The sequence below is a fragment of the Hungatella hathewayi WAL-18680 genome, from assembly GCF_000235505.1.
Classification (GTDB): Bacteria; Bacillota; Clostridia; order Lachnospirales; family Lachnospiraceae; genus Hungatella_A; species Hungatella_A hathewayi_A.
In genome coordinates this window covers 354,115-370,276 of sequence record NZ_JH379027.1, presented here as the reverse complement: position 1 = coordinate 370,276, position 16,162 = coordinate 354,115, and the positions used below count along the sequence as shown (strand labels likewise).

At 52.7% G+C, this 16,162-nt stretch carries 12 protein-coding genes; all 12 read right to left on the bottom strand.

Annotated elements, in window-relative coordinates; translation table 11 throughout:
• Positions 1–22: 22 nt before the first annotated feature.
• Positions 23–1,378 carry a sulfatase-like hydrolase/transferase gene (locus HMPREF9473_RS01780; protein ID WP_006778336.1) on the bottom strand — a complete coding sequence of 452 codons (1,356 nt, stop codon included), beginning with the start codon at positions 1,376–1,378 and terminating at the stop codon, positions 23–25.
• Positions 1,379–1,382: 4 nt separating this feature from the next.
• Complete coding sequence (locus tag HMPREF9473_RS01775; protein ID WP_006778335.1) at positions 1,383–2,246, bottom strand: class II fructose-bisphosphate aldolase; 864 nt, start codon at positions 2,244–2,246, stop codon at positions 1,383–1,385.
• A gap of 22 nt (positions 2,247–2,268) precedes the next feature.
• Positions 2,269–3,108 carry a carbohydrate ABC transporter permease gene (locus tag HMPREF9473_RS01770; protein WP_006778334.1) on the bottom strand — a complete coding sequence of 280 codons (840 nt, stop codon included), beginning with the start codon at positions 3,106–3,108 and terminating at the stop codon, positions 2,269–2,271.
• 14 nt (positions 3,109–3,122) lie between these two features.
• On the bottom strand, positions 3,123–4,034 hold the full coding sequence (locus tag HMPREF9473_RS01765; protein ID WP_006778333.1) for a carbohydrate ABC transporter permease: 912 nt from the start codon (positions 4,032–4,034) through the stop codon (positions 3,123–3,125).
• Between the two features lie 44 nt (positions 4,035–4,078).
• Positions 4,079–5,431, bottom strand: coding sequence for an ABC transporter substrate-binding protein (locus HMPREF9473_RS01760; RefSeq protein ID WP_006778332.1), 1,353 nt, complete (start codon positions 5,429–5,431; stop codon positions 4,079–4,081).
• Between the two features lie 184 nt (positions 5,432–5,615).
• Entirely contained in the window at positions 5,616–6,626 is a 1,011-nt protein-coding gene (locus tag HMPREF9473_RS01755; RefSeq protein ID WP_006778331.1) for a LacI family DNA-binding transcriptional regulator, read from the bottom strand.
• A 145-nt stretch (positions 6,627–6,771) separates the two neighbouring features.
• Positions 6,772–8,118, bottom strand: a complete 1,347-nt coding sequence (locus HMPREF9473_RS01750) for an L-fucose/L-arabinose isomerase family protein (RefSeq protein ID WP_006778330.1) — start codon at positions 8,116–8,118, stop codon at positions 6,772–6,774.
• 192 nt (positions 8,119–8,310) lie between these two features.
• Complete coding sequence (locus HMPREF9473_RS01745) at positions 8,311–10,473, bottom strand: glycoside hydrolase family 13 protein (RefSeq protein ID WP_006778329.1); 2,163 nt, start codon at positions 10,471–10,473, stop codon at positions 8,311–8,313.
• A gap of 344 nt (positions 10,474–10,817) precedes the next feature.
• The gene (gene ftsH / locus HMPREF9473_RS01740; protein WP_006778328.1) at positions 10,818–12,629 is read right to left on the bottom strand and encodes an ATP-dependent zinc metalloprotease FtsH; all 1,812 of its coding nucleotides are present in this window, start codon (positions 12,627–12,629) and stop codon (positions 10,818–10,820) included.
• A 33-nt stretch (positions 12,630–12,662) separates the two neighbouring features.
• Positions 12,663–13,187: a hypoxanthine phosphoribosyltransferase gene (gene hpt, locus HMPREF9473_RS01735; protein WP_006778327.1), complete on the bottom strand. Its 525-nt coding sequence runs from the start codon at positions 13,185–13,187 to the stop codon at positions 12,663–12,665.
• Positions 13,177–14,538, bottom strand: a complete 1,362-nt coding sequence (gene tilS / locus HMPREF9473_RS01730; RefSeq protein WP_006778326.1) for a tRNA lysidine(34) synthetase TilS — start codon at positions 14,536–14,538, stop codon at positions 13,177–13,179. The genes hpt and tilS overlap by 11 nt, the downstream gene beginning before the upstream one ends.
• Before the next feature lie 140 nt (positions 14,539–14,678).
• Positions 14,679–16,094, bottom strand: coding sequence for a SpoIIE family protein phosphatase (locus HMPREF9473_RS01725; protein ID WP_006778325.1), 1,416 nt, complete (start codon positions 16,092–16,094; stop codon positions 14,679–14,681).
• Positions 16,095–16,162: the final 68 nt, after the last annotated feature.

Here is a 16,162-nt window from a genome sequence, read left to right as displayed (position 1 = left end):
TCCTTTCAGTCTGTTCAGCCTGTTACATCTGAATCCTGGCTCCACTCTCCCCCGCTTCTTCCATCAGCGCAAGGAGCCGCTCCGCCATCTCATCCCGGACCGCTCGGTATTCCTCCTCGTGAACCACATTCACCAGCTCATAGGGGTCCTTTCTCAAATCATACAGAAAATCATCCCGGTACACATCGCTGCGTCCCGCTTCCCGTCCGTCCATCCCCGGTGCGTATACTGCATACAGGTACTCCGGCGTGCGGATGCACCGGCCCACACGGCTCTCGCTGATCTGGGCATAGATTTCCTCTCTCCGCCCAGCACTCCTTCCGTCCGCTACATCCCGCAAATCCTCGCCAATCATCCCGTCTCCCACGTCAATTCCCGCCATGGCAAGCCAGGTCTTCGGAAGACTGGCTGTGCTGACCAGATTCTTTATCCTTCTTCCGCCCCGCCATCCGGGTCCCGCTATCACTAACGGCACATGGAGACAGCCGGAGTGGCACGACCTCTTATAATCGTCATACCCGTTCAAATGCTCATCCCGGTTTCTCGTCTTAAAATGGGAGCCGTGGTCCGAAGCAAACACAATCACCGTATTCTCATACAGCCCCTTTTCCCGCAGCTTCTCCACCAGCCGCCCCAGATTCTCATCCAGACTCCTGCAGCATCCCAGATAATCCGGATACTCCTCCGCCGCGTTGCTTCCCGGCAGCTTCAAATCAGGCGGAAGCTCAAACTCCCTAAACCGCTCCTTTGAGCCATCCGGTCCTTCATACCGGTCATGGTCATTCTGATGATGGGGCTCAATCTGGGAAATGGTCATAAAAAATGGTTTCTTCCCGTCATATCCATCCAGGAACTCCAGGGCATAATCCGTGATGCAGTCCGCCCGGTACCCCGTAAAATCATGCCGATTGCCATTTTCATCAAACACGTATCCCCCATACCCGTGGGAGGTGAATTCCAGCACATCCGACGCTCTCCAGAATCCCCGGTACCCGCCTCGTCGATTCAGGGGAACCGCATCCGTCTTATAATCATCCTTCTCTTCCCCATACCGGTTTCCACCGCTGGCCAGATGCCATTTCCCCACATAGGCAGTCTCATAACCGCTCTCTTCCAGGTAATCCGCCACCGTCTTTACATCCGGCGGAAGCGCGATATTGTTCTTGTAGCATCCCAGCTCCAGCGGATATTTCCCCGTCTGGAACAGCGCCCTGCAAGGTCCGCAGACCGGCTGGGCCGTATACGCCTCCTCAAACACCACGCCGTCCCCGGCAAGCCGGTCCAGATTCGGCGTCACATCCAGCTTCTGTCCATAGCACCCGATGGTATCCCATCTCTGCTGGTCCGTAAAATAAAAGATTATGTTAGGCCGCTCCATCCCGTCACCTTGCTTCCGCTTTCCCGTCCGAGCCGGCCAGCAGGATAATCTTCTTCACATCCTCCTGCAGTTTTTCGTTGGCAAACTGGGACAGCTTCCAGGAATGTCCCTGGTGGTTCAGCGTCCTAAGACCTTCCTCGTAATGCTCCACATATTTATACCGGATTTCCGTGCCGAAGTTAATCTTCGCCACGCCCAGCTTAATGGCCTCTTTCACAACCTCTTCCTTCATTCCCGTACAGCCGTGAAGCACCAGCGGAATATCCGTGAACTCCCTCACCGCCTTCAAAACGTCCAGATGGATATCCGGCTCGCCCCGGTAATACCCGTGAGCATTGCCGATACCGATAGCCAATGAATCCGGTTGGCATAGTTCCAGGAACCGTCTCACTTCCTCCGGGTCCACGATATTCTTGTTCTCCATCACCGTTCCCAGGTTGTCGAGACGGAGGAGTTCCCCTATCTCGGCTTCCACCGGCACGTCGAAGCATTTGGCCACCTTGATAACCTCGTTGGTCATGGCCGCATTTTCCTCGATGGGCTTTGTGGAACCGTCAATCATCACCGACGTGAATCCCAGCTTTAACGCCTCCATGCAGATTTCAAAATCCGCTCCGTGGTCCAGATGAATGGACACCGGCACCGACACCTTGTTGGCGCACCAGCGGCACACCTCCACAAACCAGTCATGGCCAGAGTAAGCTCCCGTGTTCACATAATGGGCCAGAATGACTGGGGATTTCAACTCCTCCGCCGCCTTGCAGACTGCCCAGATGATGTCAAAATTCCCCCCCTGGGTGTTAATGGCCGGTATGGCGTAGCCGGACTTGGCCGCATGTATCATATTCTCTCTATTTGTCACTAACATAGTTGTATTCTCCTTTTTTCTGCTATCCTTTTACTGCCCCTGCAACAAGTCCCTTCACCATATACTTCTGGAAGAAGACAAACAGCAGAATCATCGGCAGCGCCCCCACAACGGAGATGGCGTTGACCAGCGACCAGTCATAGGAAAGCTCACCGAGATAGCGAAGTGCAATTCCTACTGACAGCGTCCGCAGGGCATCTGTCTGAATCAGCGTGGCCGCATGCAGATAATCATCCCATGTCATCAGGAAGGAATAAATGCCTACCGCCAGGATTCCAGGCTTCACCAAAGGCACAATCACCTGGAACAGGGTCTGGAAACGCTTGGAGCCGTCTACCGTGGCCGCCTCCTCCAGTTCCCTGGGTATTGCGTCGTAGAAACTGGACATCAGGATGGTGCAGAACGGAATCTGCGCCGCCACCACGGCCAGTATCAGCCCGACTCTGGTGTTAATCAGGTTTACTTTCCCAAGCAGTCCGTACAGGGATATCATACGGCTGACAACCGGGAACATCTGGGATGATAACAGGCCCGCCAGAATCCACCGGTTCCATTTGAAATGAAAACGGGACAGCGCATAACCGGATACCAGTGCCACACAGGTGGAAATCAATGCTGCAAAGCCGGAGACAATAAAGTTGTTCTTATAGTATACAAAAAACTGATTATTTACCGTCAGCAGGCTCTTGAAACTGGACACCGTCGGTTCGTTTGGCGCCAGGGTGGGAGGATATTTGTAAGCCTCCATATTGGTTTTCAAAGCTGTCACAACCATCCAGTAGACGGGGAACAGCAGAAATACAAGAATCAGGGCCATAATCGCATACATCAGACACTGAAGTCCTATCTGTTTTCTCTTCATGGCTATTCCCCTCCTTAATCGTCAGATTTTTTAAACAGCTTGTTGTAGATAAAGATAACGCCAATCATCAACAGCATCCAGACGGTGGTTACCGCCGCGCCGGAACCTAAATCCTGGCTGACAAACGCCTCCCGGTAACTTAAGATAGCCAGTGTGGTCGTTGCTCCGTCCGGTCCGCCTCCGGTCATGGTCCAGAACAGCGGGAACTGCTTGAAATTCTCAATGATGGACATGGATACCGCGATACTGATGACGCTCCGCATGCTGGGTATCGTGATGTGCAGGAACTTCTGCACCCGGTTGGCGCCGTCCACCGTGGCCGCCTCCAAAAGCTCCTCCGGCACGTTCTGAAGTCCTGCCAGGAGTAACAGGGTCATCAGCGGGACCTGCTTCCACAGCGCCGCGATACTGACGCCCATGAGGGCTGTTTTCGGGTTATTCAGCACCGCAAGATTCGTTACCGTCCCGCCGCTAAACACCGAAATCAGATATTTCACCAGGCCGTACTGGGGCTGGAACAGCCACATCCAGATTAAGGCCGAGATAACCGTGGGGATTACCCAGGGCGTCATCATAACGCCCTGAATAATCTTTGCCCCTTTTACATTGCTGTTCAGTATCAGAGACAATGCCATACCGAGGATAAATGCACTCAGTACCACCACAATCACGAAGATAAATGTATTCGATATGGCCTGCGGCAGCTTTGCATTCTGAAATAACTTGATATAGTTCTGAAAATTATTCCAGGTTCCCGGTTTTCCACTGATGATATTTTTTATCTGGTACTTCGTAAAGCTCTTGATAACCGAGTCAACCACGGGAACCAGAATAAAAACGGTCGTCATGATGATTGCCGGTGATGCCAGAAGCAGCGAAAACAGTTTATCTTTCATTGACCTGCTTAACGTTCTGCCACGTTCCATAAAAATACCTCCATATCTTCATTTCCGAATCTGCGTCTGCTCTTCTACTGCTCCAGAATCGCTTCCGCCGCTTTCTTAAAGTCCGCAATCGCCGCGTCCACATCCTTGCCGGATACGGTTACGGACTGTGCCAGTGTACACAGCTCCAGGTTCAAATCATTAATCTGGGGAACGAATACCTGGGCGGTTACATTCTCAGCGGAACCTGCCGCGCCTGCCAGTACCGGGTTCATATTCTCGCTGCCTTCCATATCCTTTTTCGCCGGATAAGCAGGTGTAATGTTTGCAAGATAATCATTTAACACTTCAGAGGTTACCAGATACTGGGTCAGCTTGCTGCATGCCTCTCTCTGAGCATCGCCGTTGTCGGCATACATCAGGCAGTGTGCCTGTAAGATACTCTGTCCCTTGCCTGCTCCGCCTGACAGTGGTTTTGCGGAAGCGGTAAAGTTCTTGGCATCCGGGTTGATAGACTGAATTCCGTTGAAGCCCCAGGACTGGTCATAGTACATTGCCAGCTGTCCCAGTGCAAACAAGTTTCTCAAGTCTTTTAACTTCGCATTCTGCGGGTTGTAGCCCTTCTCATCCAGTGTCTTTAACATGGTGATGGCATCCTTGAATCCCTGGTTGTCAACGCTTAAGGTGCCGTCGTCTGCCAGCAGAGTGCCGCCGAAGTTGAAAATCATGCCGTTAATCGAGGAACCGGATACCGGTACGGATGCTGTTGTCTGGCCAAAGGCGTAAACCGGGTTACCGTTGGAGTCTTTCAGTTTGGAGAGTTTCTCCGCATACTCTAACATCTCATCATAGGTTGTCGGAGGAGCCGCCGGGTCAAGACCTGCCTGCTCAAACAGTTCCGTATTGTAGTACAGAACGTAGGGAGACACGTACATGGGCAGTCCGTAAGGCTGGCCGTCAATGTTGAAGGAATCCAGAATCGCCGGATAGAAATCCGCCAGATAGTCGGCCGGCAGTACATCGGTTACCGGCACGGTAAGCCCTGCATCCGCAAGACCTGGTACCCATCCAATCTCGCCGAATATCATATCAATTCTGTCACCGCCGCCTGCCATGTTGATAACCTGGTTCACAATCTCGCCGTAAGGGGCTGTCACCCACTCGATGGTAATGTTGGGGTTCTCCGCCTCAAAACCGGTCTTTACGCCGTTCCAGAATGCCTCGTAGCCCTGCTCCAACAGCGCGTAGTTGGCTACCTTGATGGTCACTGGCTCCATGGAGCCTTCCGTCTCCTTCGGTGCGTCGGTCTCCGCCTTGGACTCTGTCTTAGCCTCCGTCTGTGCCGGTGTTGTGGCCGGTGCGTCAGTCTTTCCGCTGGAACATCCTGTTCCGATAACCATAACTGATGCCATTGCAAGTGCTAACAGTCTTTTCTTCATAAATAATACCCTCTCTTTCTCTTTAACATTTTGTTTTAGGTTTATCTCATCACAGAATCCAGGTTTCCGGCCGTATGACCGGAGCGTCCCACGTTGTCCTCCCCGCATTTGTACACTCGTGTGTATATCTGGGACAAAAAACCTCAATTCCGCAATTTTCTTATCACAGAGAGTACCCCTTCCATCAGGTACTCTCCCGCACGATTAAATTCGTGCGAAACTCCGCATTCTCCGGCCGTTTTCCGTCCACCATATCCATAATCATCTGGATCGCCGTACGACTGATTTCCTCCCGCTGCATCTCCATGGTGCTGAGACGTGGGGAACAGAACTGGCTGATGCTGGAGTTATCAAAGCCGATAACGCCCAAATCCTGCGGCACCTTGTAACCAAGGCTCATGGCCGCATTCATGGCGATACAGGCTACCATATCATTTCTGCCAAACATTCCGTCTACTTTGGGGCCTTCCTTCAATCGTTTTGCCACCGCCTCTGTCAGCTCCATCTCATTGTGGCAGCCGGCCACGGTGCTATACTCATCCAGACGGAATCCCCTCGCGTTCATCTCATCAACAAATCCGCTGAGCCTCAAATCATCTTCCGTGCTCCGGTTTCCTCTGCGGCTGATACGGTCGATGTAGATAATATTCTTCCTCCCGGTCTCCGCCAGATGGCTGACACAGTCTCTGGCCCCCGTATACAGTCCGGACGCCAGAACGGCCACCCGCTCCGGCAGCTGCTGCCTTCTGCGGTGCTTAAACATCACCACAGGAATCCCCGCATTGTCCAACTCCTTCACATATTCCGTGGGAAAGCTGGTGGAACTGATAATGATGCCGTCATACTGTCTGCTGATGACCTGGGACACAAATTCCGGCGTGTTCCGGTTGGCGCACAGGGAGATCAGATAGCCCGCCTCGTAGGCGTATTTATCCATCTCGCTGACAATGCGGCTGAAATACTCGTTGGTTATCTGGTCGGCAATAAACAGGATCTGATTGCTGTGCTTGCCTTTTAATGCTCTCGCCACGTTGTTGGGCCGGTAGTTCAGCGCGCTGATGGCTTCCTCCACCCGTACACGCTTTTCCTTGGCTACGTAGCGGTTATTGTTTATCACATAGGAGACGATGGTCTCGCTGACACCCGCCAGCTTCGCCACATCCGCCCTTGTCACCCGTTCACCGTTCTGATTCATAGGAAATCCTCTTTTCTAAACTATATCATCGAATATGTATAGTTTATCTTTTCCTCAGACAGCTGTCAAATGTTCCTTTCCATTTCATGCGGTTATTTCGCCTGATGCTTTCGGATAACTAACTCTGCCACGCTGCCCGCAGGTCCTATGCCTCAATCACCTGGATTCCAAGCAGCCCGCAGACTTCCTTCAGTTCGTCTGCCACATCCGCCCATACAAGGCTGTAATGGTGGGGCACTCCCTCCTCGATGATCTGCTCAATAATCTCTCTCACCGGTTTCTCCACCCGGATATTGGCCATGATGCCTTTGGTATATCGGTCCATATCCACCGCTTCTCCCCACAGCAGGAACAGCTTGTATTCCCCGCCCAGATTACAGAATCTGGCGGCAGTCACCTTACCGGGTTTCAGCGCCCCGTAAAAGGCGGTTCCCTGTCCAGCCAGCGGATGGTTGCACATGGATACCGGATACTTGGGGTTGCACAGAGATGGCGCCGCGTTGCCGCAATGCCAGAATGTCATCACATTCTCTTTCTCGTCAATGTTAATCATATCGGTAATAAAGCTGGGCTGCCCGGTCAGATAGAACTCGGCCATCTGGGCCAGCTCCGCGTCCACGTCGCCCTCGCATCCAATATTGATGCCCTCGTCCGCCAATCGCCCCAATACCGCGCATGGCGTCGTATGTAAATTGCCCATCTCCGGCCAGCATTTCAACGTTCCGAAATCGTAGCCCTGCTCCGCCATCACGTCCTTCAATGCCAGATACAGTTTGGAGTGATTCTCTAAATGTCCCTCCGGCACTCTGCTGGTGTCAAATTCCTGCTCCATCTTCGCCATGTCCGCCTCGTACGCTTCCTTCAGCAGGGCGTCCATCTTGTCAAACACCACCTTCAAATCCGTCTCCTCAATCTTCACACCGAACACTCTGCGAATCAGGGATTCGTCAAAGGCACAATTGTAAAATGCCGTAGGCCGGTAACCGAGCAGACCAAGCTGGGTATGTTTCAGACATTTCACCGTGTGGTAGGCCATCAGCAGGGACTTCACCTTCCTGGCCGCCCGCTCATCATCCCAGCTCCCGTAGACGGTGTGGCACTTGACTCCCACTCTGCGAAGGGCCGCTGAATTCATGGTCATGGCGCACAGGGCGTTGGAGTAAAGTCTGTCGTCCTTCTGAAACGGTACCTCGTAGGGCGCCCACAGGATAATCGGAACCTTCAGCATCTCACTCAGATAGGTCGATATGTCATCTCCTGTAAATGCTCCGTACACCATCACGATGACATCCACTTCCGCTTCCTTAAACTGCCTGGTTATGGCAGCCACCTCGGCTTTCCCGCATCCCAGCACATCCGCCCTCACCACATGAAGTTTTGGCAGATTCGCCTCCAGCCAGTCCCCGTACTCCCGGTTCCTCTGATTAGGTACCTCCTGGGGCCACCGTCCGGAGTAGGTGGTAAGAAAACCAATATTCAATTGTTTCTCCATAGCTCCTCCTTTCGTTTTGTGTAATATGTTAAATTATTTCTTTATCAACACGTGTGTATATATGAATATTACCCTATGTAAATCAATTTGTCAACTCCATTAGCAAAAAATATTACCCAATCGTTTGCGTAATTTTCATAAAAAAAGAACCCGGACGGACTTGTCATCCGCCGGGTTCTAATATCTGTCTGCTTATTCAGCTGGTTTTATCTGTTCGCTTTGCTCTAGTTGTTTGCTTTGCCCGGCCTGTTCGTTTTTCTCTACCGGCTCTCTCCGCTCATCTTTATTGGACACCAGCACTATCCCTGAGTTTCCACACATCTCCAATGTCAATATCCCATCTTCCACCGGGCAGTCCACGGCGCCCACGTTATACCCTTCCGTATACGTCATCATCACTCTCGTCAACCGGTCATTGTCGCAGATTCCGATTTCCCAGACCGGTACCTTCACGGTACGGCTGACGGCACTGTTATTCACCACTACCACGCAGCGGTTATTGCCACAGAAGCGGCCGTAGGATATCAGCTGTCTGTCCGCCAGCAACTTCTTCAAAGAGCCCCTGCGAAGCGCCGCGTTCTTTTTATGGATACTCACCATATACTTGTGGAACTCGATCAGCTCGTGGTCCTCCCGTCCCCAGGGATAGGTTCTCCGGTTGTCCGGGTCCGTCCAGCCGCACATGCCGGTCTCGTCGCCGTAATAGATGGTCGGCGCCCCCGGCCAGGTCATCTGAATCAGCACGCCCTCCCGGAAAATCCCGTGATGCACGCCCTTCTCCGCCGCGGCCGGTCCCATATTGCCGATACGGCCCACAGTCCGGTTGGTCCTCGTCATAAACCGGGAATGGTCGTGGTTGGACAGCTCGTTCATGGCTGTCTGCACCGACTGGGTCTGCATCCGGCTCATGTGGTAATACATGGAGCGGAAGAAATTCTCCCCGTCCCCGTAAAGACTCGCGTTGCACTCGTCGCTGTGCTTCTCCATCCCTGTCAAAAACCAGGTCAGCGGCTCCATAAACGCGTCATAATTCATAATGGTATCCCACTGGTCCCCCTGAAGCCATTCGATAGGGTCCCCATAGTGCTCCGCCAGAATCAACGCCTCCGGGTTGGCCTCCTTGACCACCTTCCGGAAATCTCTCCAGAACTGATGGTTAAACTCACTGCTGTGGCCCAAATCCGCCGCCACATCCAGCCGCCAGCCATCCACACAGTAGGGCGGAGACACCCATTTTCTGGCTATATTCATAATGTACTCATACAGCTTCGGCGACTCCTCGTAATTCAGCTTCGGCAGCGTGTCATGGCCCCACCATCCGTCGTAGTTGGGATTATTCGGCCACGCGTCCTCCCGGAAGAACTTGAAGAAAGTCCGGTAGGGACTGTCCGCCGACACATAGGCTCCGCAATCGTAGGAGCCGTCCCGCTCATAAATCAATTCCCTGTCCAGCCACTTGTTAAAGGAGCCGCAGTGATTAAACACGCCGTCAATGATAACTCTCATCCCCCGGCTGTGTATCTCCTCCATAAAATCGGCAAAAAACTTGTCACTGGCATCCAGATTGGCCTTATCCGCCGAACGGATCACATATTTGGACGCGCCGCTGTTGTCCTTGGCGTCCTCCGCCACCAGTTCCCCGCCATCCTTCACAATTTTCCCGTAATGGGGGTCAATATGGTCGTAATCCTGGCAGTCGTACTTGTGGTTGGACGGCGACACAAAGATAGGGTTGAAATAAATGACTTCCACCCCCAGGGACTGGATATAATCCAACTTATCCCGGACACCTTGCAGATCTCCGCCATAAAAGCATCCCACATCCATAGTGGACGGATAGCGGTCCCATTCATCCACCCGGTATACCGGCCGCCCGATATAGACATACTCTCCCGTCTCCACATTGTTGTTGGTATCGCCACAGCGGAACCGATCCACAAATATCTGGTACATCACCGCGCCCTTGGCCCATTCCGGCGTGTGAAACCCCGGCGTAATCCGGAAACTGAAACAGCTCTGGGTATCCATAGCGGCCCCCAGGCGGTTGTAATGGCAGATTTCCTCGCCCTTCTCCACCCGGAAGCGGTAACACACCACCTGTTCCCCAACCGTGAAGTGATGCTCGTAGTAATCAAACATCTCATCACTATCCGCCTTCTCCATCTCCACTTCCAGGGTTTTTCCTTCTTCTATATAATAGACATGGTCCGCATTGTTCTTCGCCGTCCGGAACCGAAGCGTCACCTGCTCCCCGGCATCCGGTTCCGGCGGAATGCGGAAATCCTCGTTCTCGTCACAAAACAGCGCCTGTCTGTTTAACTTTTCTATATTCAACGTCAAATTCTCAGGTTCCATCAATTCTATTTCCCTTCTTAATACCACCCTCATAACTCTATTTTATATGATTCTGCCCAAATATACAACAGCCAATCGCACCCGCAGATGAAAGATATTTACTGCCCTGACGCCCCTTCACGCGCACGAATACGTTTTCTTGTCCATAGACATTAAAAGAGCCAGCGGGGTAGCTGGCTCTTTTAGGAGAAGGTATTTCGTTACTTATGGGGTGTAGCAAAAACTATATAATGTATTGGGGGGGGGTTACGTTAATTATAATATCATAAGTTCCCCCAGGATGTAAGAATCAGCCTGCACAAACTTCACAAAAAGGTATCGTAATTTTTGTGCAACTTTTCCAATTATTCGAACAAACTTTCGAATTCTTCCTGTCCAATCTTCTCTTTCTCGATTAAAAGCTCCGTACAGCGGTGTAAAACGGACACGTGTTCCTGAATAATGGCTCTGGCCTTCTCATAACACTCGTCAATAATTCTCTTCACCTCGCTGTCAATGGCTGAGGCCACATGCTCCCCGTAGCTCTTGGTGTGCGCCAAATCTCTGCCGATGAACACCTCATCGTCGTCATTGTCGTAGTTAATCATACCTACCTTATCCGACATTCCGTACTTGGTCACCATCGCCCGGGCGATGCTCGTCGCCTGCTTGATATCCTGGGATGCTCCGGTGGTCACATCGTCGAAGATAATCTCCTCCGCGATTCTTCCTCCCAGGGACACCATGATATTCTGAAGCATCTTGCCCTTGCTGTTGAACAGTTCATCATTTTCCGGCAGAGGCATGGTGTAGCCTGCCGCTCCCATTCCCGTAGGAATGATGGATATCGTATGCACCGGTCCCACATCAGGAAGCACATGGAATAATATGGCATGCCCTGCCTCGTGGTAAGCCGTAATCTTCTTCTCCTTCTCGGATATCACCTTGCTGTGCTTCTCCGCACCGATTCCCACCTTGATAAAGGAGCGGTCAATATCCGCCTGCTGGATGAACTTGCGCCCTTCCCTGGCCGCCACGATGGCCGCCTCATTGAGCAGGTTCTCCAAATCCGCGCCGGTAAAGCCGGAGGTAGTTCTGGCCACCCGGTTCAAATCCACATCCTCGCCTAATGGCTTTTCCTTGGAGTGAACTTCCAGAATCTCTTCCCGGCCCTTCACATCCGGCCGGCCCACTCCAATCTTTCTGTCAAAACGTCCCGGTCTCAAAATAGCCGGGTCCAGAATATCCACACGGTTGGTGGCCGCCATCACGATGATGCCCTCGTTGACTCCGAAGCCGTCCATCTCAACCAGCAGCTGGTTCAATGTCTGCTCCCTCTCATCGTGGCCGCCGCCCATGCCGGTGCCTCTCCGTCTTGCCACCGCGTCAATCTCGTCGATAAACACGATACAGGGGGCGTTCTTCTTGGCCTCCTCAAACAAATCCCGGACTCTGGACGCGCCGACACCGACAAACATCTCCACAAAGTCCGAACCGGAAATGCTGAAGAACGGCACTCCCGCCTCCCCGGCCACCGCCTTGGCAAGCAGTGTTTTACCGGTTCCCGGAGGGCCCACCAGAATCACACCTTTCGGAATTCTGGCGCCTACCGCCGTGTATTTCTGGGGATTGCGGAGGAAATCGACCAGTTCTTCCAAGTCCTCCTTCTCCTCCTGCAGTCCCGCCACTTTCTTAAAATTGGTCTTGCCGGTCTCCTTGCTCATCTTGGCCCGGCTCTTGCCAAAGTTCATCATCTTGGCGTTGGCTCCGCCGCTTCCCGCCGCTCTGGCGTTGATAAACATGAACAGCCCCACCAACACCACGGCCGAGATGATAATCGGCAGTACAATGGTCAGGAGATAATTCTCCTGGGGCACATTTTCCAATTCGTAGGAAATTCCGTGTTCCAGCAAAAGCGTCTCTGTCGCTTCCACATCGGAGCGGTATAACTGCTTCTCCTTGCCGTCTTTCATGAGCAGGATAAGTTCTCCCGTCGGGGTCTCCTTGTTGGGCTTCAAAATTGCTGATGCCACGTTCCCCGCTTCCAGTTCTGTCAAAAACTCCTGGGTCGTAATCTTTTCACTGTAATTTTGTCTGTTAAATGTTGTAGCCAGCATGACAATCATGATGGCCAGCACGATAAACCCAAAACCGCTTAATGGCTGACGTTGTTTCAACTAGCTGCCTCCTTATATTCTGACTGTCGTTATTTATTGTTCCACCACTCCGATGTATGGCAGATTTCTATATTTCTGGTCGTAATCCAGACCGTATCCCACTACAAATTCGTCCGGAATGGTAAAGCAGGTGTACGCTACCTCCACCTCTTTCTTCACTCTGCGCTCCGGTTTGTCAAGCAGGGTGCACAGCTGGATCCGTTTCGGATTCCTCTGTTTTAAGACCTCAATCAGGTAAGCCAGAGTTCTGCCCGAGTCAATGATATCCTCCACAATCAGGACATCCTTGCCGTCAAGCGGTTCATCCAAATCCTTGATGATTCTCACAACGCCGCTGGACACGGTGCCTGCCCCGTAGCTGGACACGGACATGAAATCAAGGGATACCGGAACCGTAATCCTCTTCGCCAGTTCACAGGTAAAGAACACGCCTCCCTTTAAAATGCAGATGAGGTGAATATCACGTCCCTCATAATCCTTGCTTATCTGTGCCGCCACTTCACTGATTCTCTTGTTGACCTCTTCTTCAGGGATTAAAACCCGAATCTTATCTGCCATGGTCTCTTCCTCCATCCATCTGTACTTGCAGTATCTTCTTCGTTTCCTCTGTTATCTTATAATATTCACTGATTCGATATCCGACAATCCATAAAACATGGTTTCCCTCTGCCAGAAGCGGAATTCCATCCCGCAGCTCTCTCTCAATTTTCTCATCAATCATATAGGATTTCACGGTTTTCCGTTTTCCATCCCTCAAAGTGATATAATCTCCCGTTTGCCGGGTCCTAACAGATAACGTACCCTTTATTTTATCATAATCAAACCATTTCGTATACTCATTTTCTGGAAATTTCTGATGTTTTTCCCGCTCCAGCACAGTAAATACCGGCGTTGGAAGGGGAATTTCCGGAATGTTATCCACAGGAGTGGATTTATTTTCACGCTCTATCCACAATTTCGTATAACTTCTTCTGGCAGTCAGTGCATAAGGCAGATTCAGCCGGGCGCCCACTTCCTTGTCAAGAAGTTCCCGTACCAGCGCCACATGCCGGGACGTGATGTCTTTGCTGGAGCCGCCAAGCCTGGTTATCATCTCCATGATGACATAGCTTCCCACAATCCCGTCAAGTTCCTTCAGGACATCCGTATCCATCCCTGCCCGCTCTTCTTCCCACTGTCCATGGACTTCCAGTTCCCTGACAGCCGCTTTTTTAATATATGCATCCGCCTGCCCTATCATATCCCCGGCGCGGATAATATGTTCCACCGCCCCGTGATTTATTTCACTGACAAGCTGCGGGATAATGACGTTGCGCAGGCGGTTCCTGGTGTAATCGCCGCCGGCGTTGGTGGAATCCTCGCAGTAGGTGAGACCGTTCTGTCCCAGATAATCCAGGATCTCCTCCCGGCTGCAGGTCAGAAGCGGCCGGATAATGCCATCCCGCACCGGCTCCATCCCCCCCAGTCCTTTCAGACTGCTGCCCCGGAGCAGATTGTGTAAAATGGTCTCCGCCTGGTCTCCGCTGTGGTGGGCCACCGCAATCTTGGCCCCGCCAAGCCGCCTGGCCTCCTCCCCAAATGCCTCATAGCGCAGGTATCTCCCCGCTTCCTCCAGGGACATGGAATGCCGGGCGGCATATCCCGGCACATCTTTGCGCACCACAAGACAGGGGACCCCCAGACTCCGGCAGAGTTCCTCCGTAAAAGACGCGTCCCTGTCCGCCTCCTCCCCACGGATACCGTGGTGGACGTGGACGGCGCTGACGCCGATATGCAGTTCCTTACGAAGCCCCACAAGAAGATGAAGCAGGCACACCGAATCCGCCCCACCGGACACCGCGGCAATCACCTGCTCCCCCTCCTCAAGCATATGGCAGGACGATATATAGTCCCTCACCTTCTTTTGCATGATATCATTCCTCAATCCGTCATTCTCTAAAAACAGCCCAATAACCGTCTAAACTGTTACATCTGTGGATAGTATACTAGGATTTCCCCGCAGTTGCAATTCTTTTGTTACGGCTGCAGACCCGCCTGTCAGCCGTATCCTTAATTTCTCTTCCAGATTCCCGCCGTCAGCACCGTCATGTCGTCTCTGGCGCTCTCCGCAAACGAGGCGGCAAACTCCAGTATCCGCTCCGCCATATCCTGGGGCGTCCTCCTTGGGATGCTTTCCAGAAAATCCTTCATGACCTGCTCCTTCTCCGCCCCCGGCAGCGCGTCCAGCACCCCGTCGCTGACCATCACAATCCGGTTGTTCTCCCACAGCTTCCTGGACAGCAGCACCGGCTCAACGGGATTTAATACCCCCGCTGGCACATCCACCGCCTCCAGAAGCTCCACGCCGTCATCTCCGATGATAAAGGTGGCAACCGCCCCCAGCTTCATCACTTCCAGCACACCGGTATACAAGTCTATGCAGCACAAATCAATGGTGGCCGGGTGCTGCTCCGTGCCGGCCAGCAAAAGGATGGTATTGACCAGCTTTAATGCCGACCTTGGCGAGTAGCCGGCGGCCAGCAGCTGCTCTGTCAGTTCGATGACCCGCTTGCTCTCCTCCCAGGCCGTCTCCCCGCTGCCCATACCGTCCGACAGACTCATCACCACCTGCCCGGACGTATTCTCACAGAAGGTATAATTATCCCCCGATATTGCTTCTCCCTGTTTCACCGCCTTGGCCACGCCGTAAAGCGCCCGGTATTTCCCGCTCTCGATAAACCGGATAGTGGCAAACTGCCTGGTCACAATCACCTTGCTGTCCCTGGCCACATCCCACTCGCCGTCTCCCATAGCCTGTCCCAGATAGCCGGCCGCTTCTTTTGTCGTGATGCATTTCCCATGATTGGTTTTCACCGTGAGAAATGCCTCCCGGCAGCGGTTCTCGTACTCCAGAATCAGCATATGGTCAATCACCATGTTCTGATGATAGAAGACCCGGCGCACCGCCCGCTCGTACTGGGACGTCACGTCGACCGCCTCCTCCATCTGTCTGGAGAACTCCTCCAATATCACCGCCAGTTCCCGAAACTGGGACACCACCGCGTCCCGGCTCTCCAGAAACCGGTTCTTCCAGGACAGATTCATGGTGGCCTTCCCCAGATGGCGGTTCAGCTGCCCCAGATAATCCTCTTTCCTCCGGCAGGTCTCCTGAAACAGTCTTGGCATGTCCTCATAGTCGATGCTGCCCTTCTGCTCAAAGGCTCTCAGCAGATAGTACAGATAATAGCTGTCCTCCTTTTCCGTATCGGAATACACGTTGCACCGGCGGCAGTCCCCGCACACCATGGCGCCGGCAGTCTGCATGGCGGCCAGCCCGTCCTCCTTCGTCAGACGTCCCCCTCCGTTTATCTCGTCATCAAAGGATTTCGCCAACTCCTCCAGGGAACCGGCCATATCGCTCAGTTTCTTTGCCGTATATACATGAATATCGGCCATATCCTTATGGCCGCTCCTTCGATTCAACACAAAAAATCCCTCCTAACCTGTATCTCCCACCGCTTTCGTGGGCCGGTCTTTCGGAAATGCCCCTCCCG

What these genes read in the sequence shown, in the direction of transcription:
- HMPREF9473_RS01760 (WP_006778332.1), bottom strand. Translation starts at nt 5,431, where the DNA reads ATGAAGAAAAGACTGTTAGCACTTGCAATGGCATCAGTTATGGTTATC.
- HMPREF9473_RS01765 (WP_006778333.1), bottom strand. Translation starts at nt 4,034, where the DNA reads ATGGAACGTGGCAGAACGTTAAGCAGGTCAATGAAAGATAAACTGTTT.
- HMPREF9473_RS01750 (WP_006778330.1), bottom strand. Translation starts at nt 8,118, where the DNA reads ATGGAGAAACAATTGAATATTGGTTTTCTTACCACCTACTCCGGACGG.
- HMPREF9473_RS01770 (WP_006778334.1), bottom strand. Translation starts at nt 3,108, where the DNA reads ATGAAGAGAAAACAGATAGGACTTCAGTGTCTGATGTATGCGATTATG.
- HMPREF9473_RS01745 (WP_006778329.1), bottom strand. Translation starts at nt 10,473, where the DNA reads ATGGAACCTGAGAATTTGACGTTGAATATAGAAAAGTTAAACAGACAG.
- HMPREF9473_RS01780 (WP_006778336.1), bottom strand. Translation starts at nt 1,378, where the DNA reads ATGGAGCGGCCTAACATAATCTTTTATTTTACGGACCAGCAGAGATGG.
- tilS (WP_006778326.1), bottom strand. Translation starts at nt 14,538, where the DNA reads ATGCAAAAGAAGGTGAGGGACTATATATCGTCCTGCCATATGCTTGAG.
- HMPREF9473_RS01755 (WP_006778331.1), bottom strand. Translation starts at nt 6,626, where the DNA reads ATGAATCAGAACGGTGAACGGGTGACAAGGGCGGATGTGGCGAAGCTG.
- hpt (WP_006778327.1), bottom strand. Translation starts at nt 13,187, where the DNA reads ATGGCAGATAAGATTCGGGTTTTAATCCCTGAAGAAGAGGTCAACAAG.
- HMPREF9473_RS01775 (WP_006778335.1), bottom strand. Translation starts at nt 2,246, where the DNA reads ATGTTAGTGACAAATAGAGAGAATATGATACATGCGGCCAAGTCCGGC.